The organism is Micromonospora sp. NPDC049580 (assembly GCF_040675595.1).
In the GTDB taxonomy this organism is placed as follows: Bacteria; Actinomycetota; Actinomycetes; order Mycobacteriales; family Micromonosporaceae; genus Micromonospora.
Window position 1 is genome coordinate 1 of sequence record NZ_JBFAPG010000606.1, and the last position, 3,239, is coordinate 3,239.

At 67.7% G+C, this 3,239-nt stretch carries 3 protein-coding genes; all 3 read left to right on the forward strand.

The features are described from left to right. On the forward strand, nucleotides 1-1,198 hold a 1,198-nt coding region (locus tag AB0J68_RS29820; protein ID WP_363941922.1), incomplete at its 5' end, for an extracellular solute-binding protein. A 31-nt stretch (nucleotides 1,199-1,229) separates the two neighbouring features. Next, complete coding sequence (locus AB0J68_RS29825; protein WP_363941924.1) at nucleotides 1,230-2,213, forward strand: sugar ABC transporter permease; 984 nt, start codon at nucleotides 1,230-1,232, stop codon at nucleotides 2,211-2,213. Then, nucleotides 2,213-3,112: a carbohydrate ABC transporter permease gene (locus AB0J68_RS29830; RefSeq protein WP_355065322.1), complete on the forward strand. Its 900-nt coding sequence runs from the start codon at nucleotides 2,213-2,215 to the stop codon at nucleotides 3,110-3,112. The genes AB0J68_RS29825 and AB0J68_RS29830 overlap by 1 nt, the downstream gene beginning before the upstream one ends. The last annotated feature ends 127 nt before the right edge of the window (nucleotides 3,113-3,239 follow it).

Sequence of the window (3,239 nt, forward strand, 5' to 3'; positions counted from 1 at the left end):
CGGCGCCGCCGACCCGAACGCCCCGGTCAAGCTTTCGATCTTCTGGTGGGGCGGCGACGCCCGCGCCAAGCTGACCGAGGACGCCCTGGCCCTCTACACAAAGAAGCACCCGAACGTGACCTTCGAGAAGACCTGGCAGGCCAACCAGGGCTACTTCGACAAGCTCGCCACGCTCACCGCCGGCGGCAACCCGCCGGACCTGTTCCAGATCGACGACAACTACCTCGCCGAGTACGCGGCCCGCAGCACCACCCTCGACCTGAAGAGCTACCAGGACTCCGGCAAGCTCGACGTCACCAAGTTCCCCAAGAGCCTGCTGGAGTACGGCGTGGTCGATGGCAAGCTCGCCGGGGTGGCCGCCGGGGAGAACACCCAGGGCCTGGTCTACAACAAGACGCTGCTGACCAAGCACAACCTGCCCGAGCCCACCACCGGGATGACCTGGGAGCAGCACATCGCCTGGGCCGAGCAGGTCACCGCCAAGACCAAGGTGCCCGGCACACAGGACCCGAGCGCCGACTACAAGGCGTACTGGATCTGGCTGCGCCAGCAGGGCAAGGACCTCTACAAGGGCAACGAGCTGGGCTTCACGGCCGAGGACGTGACCGCGTGGTTCGACCTGTGGAAGGGCGCCCGCGACCGCAAGGCCACCCCGACCCCCGACGTCATCCACGAGGGCAACTCCAGCGACGTCACCAAGCAACTGGTGGTCACCGGCAAGGCCGGCACCAGTTGGGTCTGGGCCAACCAGATGCCCGACCTGAAGAAGAACACCAAGGACGAGCTGGGGGTCGTCGCCTATCCCGGTGACCCCAGCGCGCAGTGGGCCCGGGCCTCCATGTACTGGTCGGTCTTCAAGGGCAGCAAGAACAAGGACGTCGCGGTCGACGTGATCAACTTCCTGAACAACGACCAGGAGGCGGTCAAGCTGCTCGGCACCGACCGCGGCCTGCCGTCCAACCTGGACCTGCGTCGGGTGGTCAGCGACGACACCACCGACCCGGCGATGAAGCAGTCCATCGCGGTCGAGACCGAGCTGGCGCAGAAGTTCGGCCAGTCCCCGCAGGTGCCGATCAAGGGACACAGCAAGGTCAAGTCCGAGCTGGTCAAGGCCGCCGAGAACGTGCAGTACGGCCGGGCCACGTCCGCGCAGGCCGCCGCCCAGTTCGTCGAGGCGTGCAAGTCCGCCATCGCCTGACCGCCGCACGAGGCGAGGAGAGGAGCTGTTCGTGGCATTGACCACGGCGCCCGACCCGACCCGACGCGGCCCCGGATCCGGCCGGGCTCACGCCGAGAGGCGTGGGCCCGGCAGCATCCGGCACAGCGAAGGTCTGGCGGGGTACGTCTTCCTGTCGCCGTGGCTCATCGGCCTGATGGGTGTCACGGCGGTCCCCATGCTGCTGTCGCTCTACCTGAGCTTCACCAACTACGACATCCTCACCCCCTTCTCCGAGGTGCGGTGGGTGGGGTTGGCCAACTACGAACGGATGTTCACCGCCGACCCGTCGTACTGGCACGCGGTGCGGGTCACCCTGACGTTCGCGCTGGTCGCGGTGCCGCTGAAGCTGGCCGCCGCGCTCGGCGTGGCGTTGCTGCTCAACCGTGCCTGGCGCGGCGTCGGGCTGTTCCGCGGGCTGTTCTACCTGCCGTCGCTGCTCGGCGGCAGCGTCGCGCTGGCCATCGTCTGGGTCAACATGTTCAACCGCGACGGGGCGTTCAACTCGCTGCTGAGCCTCGTCGGCATCACCGGCAGACCGTGGGTCAACGACCCCGACTGGGCGCTGGAGACGCTGATGGTGCTCGCCATCTGGCAGTTCGGGGCGCCGATGGTGATCTTCCTGGCCGGGCTCAAGCAGGTGCCCACCGAGCTGTACGAGGCCGCCTCGGTCGACGGCGCCGGCAGGTTCCGCCAGTTCCGCAACGTCACGCTGCCGATGCTCTCCCCGGTCATCTTCTTCAACCTGGTGCTGGAGACGATCAACGGCTTCCAGGGCTTCACGGCCGCGTTCGTGCTCAGCAACGGCACCGGCGGCCCGGTCGACTCCACCCTCATGTACACGCTGAACCTCTACATCACCGGCTTCACCGACCTCAACATGGGCTACGCCTCGGCGATGGCCTGGGTGTTCCTGCTCGCCATCGCGGTCATCACCGCGATCTTCTTCAGCACCGGACGGTTCTGGGTGCACTACTCCGACGGGGAGGACCGGTGATGGTGGCGGTGAACCCGGCGGCCGCGGCGTCGACCACAGCGCCGCCGAACGCGCGTCGACGGCCGGGCGGCCGGTCCCTGCTGCGGCTGCTGATCCTGGTGGTGATCGTCGTCGTGGTGCTCTACCCGCTGATCTGGATGGTGGGCACGTCGGTGAAGTCCCAGGAGGAGATCGTCAACAACGTCGGGCTGCTGCCCGAGCGCTTCACCCCGGGCAACTACACCGCCGGGTGGTCCAACTTCGACGTCAGCTTCGGCCGGTTCTTTCTCAACAGCGCGATGGTCAGCCTGCTCACCGTCGTTGGCAACGGGCTCTCCTGCCTGCTGGCCGCGTACGCGTTCGCCCGGCTGCGGTTCCGGCTGCGCGGCATGTGGTTCGCCGTCATGATCGGCACGCTGCTGCTGCCCCAGCACGTGCTGATCGTGCCGCAGTACATCCTGTTCCGGACGCTCGGGCTGGTCGGCGGCGACTGGCCGTACCTGCCACTGCTCATCCCGCAGTTCCTGGCCACCGAGGCGTTCTTCGTCTTCCTCATGGTGCAGTTCATGCGCGGCGTCCCGCGCGAGTTGGACGAGGCGGCCCGGATCGACGGCGCCGGCCCGTACGGCATCTTCCGGCACATCATCCTGCCGCTGAGCCGTCCCGCGCTGGTCACCACAGCGATCTTCTCGTTCATCTGGACCTGGAACGACTTCTTCCGCCAGTTGGTCTTCCTGTCCCAACTGGAGGACTACACCGTGCCGGTCGCGCTGACCCTGTTCATCGACTCGACCAGCCAGAGCGCGGTCGGGCCGATGTTCGCCATGTCGGTGCTGTCGCTGCTGCCGGTCTTCCTGTTCTTCGTCGCCTTCCAGCGGATGCTCGTCGAGGGGATCAACACCAGTGGCATCAAGGGCTGAACCGGTCGACACCGGCGGGCGGCGGGACTGGCGGGACGTCGCCCGTGACGCCGCCGACCTCGCGCTGCTCGGCATCCTGCTGACCCTCGCCGCGGCACCGGTGCTCACCGCCGCCGCGGCCGTCGGC